This is a genomic window from Sphingobium wenxiniae (assembly GCF_007830065.1).
GTDB classification, from domain to species: domain Bacteria; phylum Pseudomonadota; class Alphaproteobacteria; order Sphingomonadales; family Sphingomonadaceae; genus Sphingobium; species Sphingobium wenxiniae.
Window position 1 is genome coordinate 1 of sequence record NZ_VLKK01000063.1, and the last position, 2195, is coordinate 2195.

Here is a 2195-nt window from a genome sequence, read left to right on the forward strand (position 1 = left end):
GGCGAAGCTGCGCCTGCAATGACCGGATCGTGCCGATCGCTTTGTCCTTGGTTCGATTCTCGGCCCGTCGCATCATACTCCCCAGGAGCTTGTCCATCATCGTCAGCACCGCATCGGTAAGGCTTTCCTCAAGCCGGATACCGGCAGCGGCAAGGATCGCATGACGGCGCCGGTCGGGTAGTTCCGCCAGATGCTGCGGCGTGATGCGCGCCGCCTCGTCGGCGATCCGGTCGAACGCCGTCTGAGGGATGGTTGCGGCGCGCGAGGCCGCCAAGCCCAGCGCGCGAACATGGTCGAGCCGTTCGATCAGTCGCAGGACATTGCGCGGTGCCGGCGACAGGGGCGGGTTGCGCAGCCATGAGAGCCAGGTCGCGCCTTTGTCGTCGCGTCGCGACAGGAGGGCGTCGAGCGTCGCGCGTTCGGGTTTGCTGAGATCCCCGGCGAGCACGTCGTGGACCAGATCCCCGGCCTGCTGCCGCGCCCGCCGCACGATCGCCTCGACCACCGTCACGGGCGGCAGCAGCAATCGCCGGCGGCGCATCTCGTCGATGACGATACCGGCAAGCCGCGAGGGCTGGGTGGTGGTCTGCGCGATCGGCATGGCGAATGCGACCAGCGCGTGAAAATCCGCGCGACTGAAAACGCGATGACCGAAACGCCGCGACAGGTCGGCGAGGTGCGTCCGCCGCGTTTCGTCGCGGCGGGCATAGTCGCGCCATGACGCGGGCGACACATCCAACTGACGGGCCACGAACGCGAGGATCGGCATGGGCGGCGCTTCGCCGGCTTCCAGCGCGCGCCCGGGCCAGCGGAGATACAGAATCAGCATCGCATAGCCGAGGCGGGTGGCGTCGCCGCGCCGGGATGCGATCAGTTCAAGGTCGTCACGGGTCAAGGTGAAGTGGCGGGCGATTTCGCGTTCATCGAGCGACGGATCATAATGCTCCGCAAGCATCTCGCGGGTCAGCAGGTGTCTTCTGGCCAAGCTCGAACCCCTCCATGTCACTGTCCGTCAGACGTCCGTTGGACGGCCACTCGGAATATGTCCGTCAACTCTGGACCTTCGATGGCGATTCGGACAAGATCGCATGATGATGGGAAAACGGACACTTCGGGGCAGCACGTGGCGCTGATCGGCTATGCGCGGGTCTCCACCCCCGACCAGCAGCTCTCGCTCCAGCATGACGCTCTGCAGCGGGCAGGATGCGATCGTGTTTTCGACGATCAGGCGTCGGGTGCTAGGACCGACAGGCCCGGTCTTGCCGAGGCGCTGGCCTATCTGCGCGCCGGCGACACGCTGGTGGTGTGGAAGCTCGATCGGCTCGGCCGCTCGATGAGCCACCTTATCGAGAAGATCGGTGAGTTGGCGGCGCGAGGCATCGGCTTCCGCTCGCTCACTGAGAATATCGACACCACCACGCCGGGAGGCATGCTGATTTTCAACATCTTCGGCTCCCTCGCGCAGTTCGAGCGTGACCTGATCCGTGAGCGCACCCAAGCGGGTCTGCGAGCCGCCCGCGAGCGTGGCAGCAAGGGTGGCCGTCGCCCTGTTGTTACACCTGACAAGCTACGCAAAGCGCGGGCGCACATCGCAGCAGGCCTTACTGTGCGCGAAGCGGCCGCCCGGCTGAAAATCGGGAAAACCGCCCTTTATAAAGCTTTGGAAGGCGCAACGGCGTAATAGCTATGGCCCCAAATATCGATCCGATCCGTCATCCTGTTACACAATACCGCCTAGACGCACGCATTCGGGTTATCATCGGAATCTACATAACCTGTTTTGGGATTGGCTTCTTCAATCATGCGCGAGACTTTGCAGCATACGGGTGGAGACCTTATGATTGGGGTCCGTTCCTACTCGAGATATTCTGGACCTCACTGATATTCTTAGACGCGCTTGCTATTATGCTACTTCTTTCGCGTTTCAGGCGGGCTGGATTGGTTCTGGCCGCGTCAATTATGATCGGTGATGTCGCTGCAAACACCTACGCTCTGGTAGCCTTGAGCATTCCGGCATTTGGTTTTTCGGTTCCGCTTCAGGCAACTTTCCTGGGCTTTGTCCTTGGCTCGCTACCGTTCGTTTGGCCCATAAAACCTTCTGGGTTCGGTCAGCGATAGCCACTGCGGCAGCCTTAGCCCAAGTCGTACTGCATTCGTTCGTCTCTCGCGTACGTAAAATTCACTTTCGTGTAGTC

2 protein-coding genes are annotated in these 2195 nt (G+C 62.0%); one reads left to right on the plus strand and one right to left on the minus strand.

The genetic code is table 11. The annotated features are described in order from the left end of the window. The coding region (locus IQ35_RS20755) for a DUF4158 domain-containing protein (protein ID WP_145076204.1) at positions 1 to 985 on the minus strand (985 nt) is incomplete at its 3' end. Positions 986 to 1123: 138 nt separating this feature from the next. Here IQ35_RS20755 and IQ35_RS20760 point away from each other — a divergent pair. Further along, positions 1124 to 1681 (plus strand): recombinase family protein, encoded by a 558-nt coding sequence (locus IQ35_RS20760; protein ID WP_092960484.1) that lies wholly within the window; start codon positions 1124 to 1126, stop codon positions 1679 to 1681. Positions 1682 to 2195: the final 514 nt, after the last annotated feature.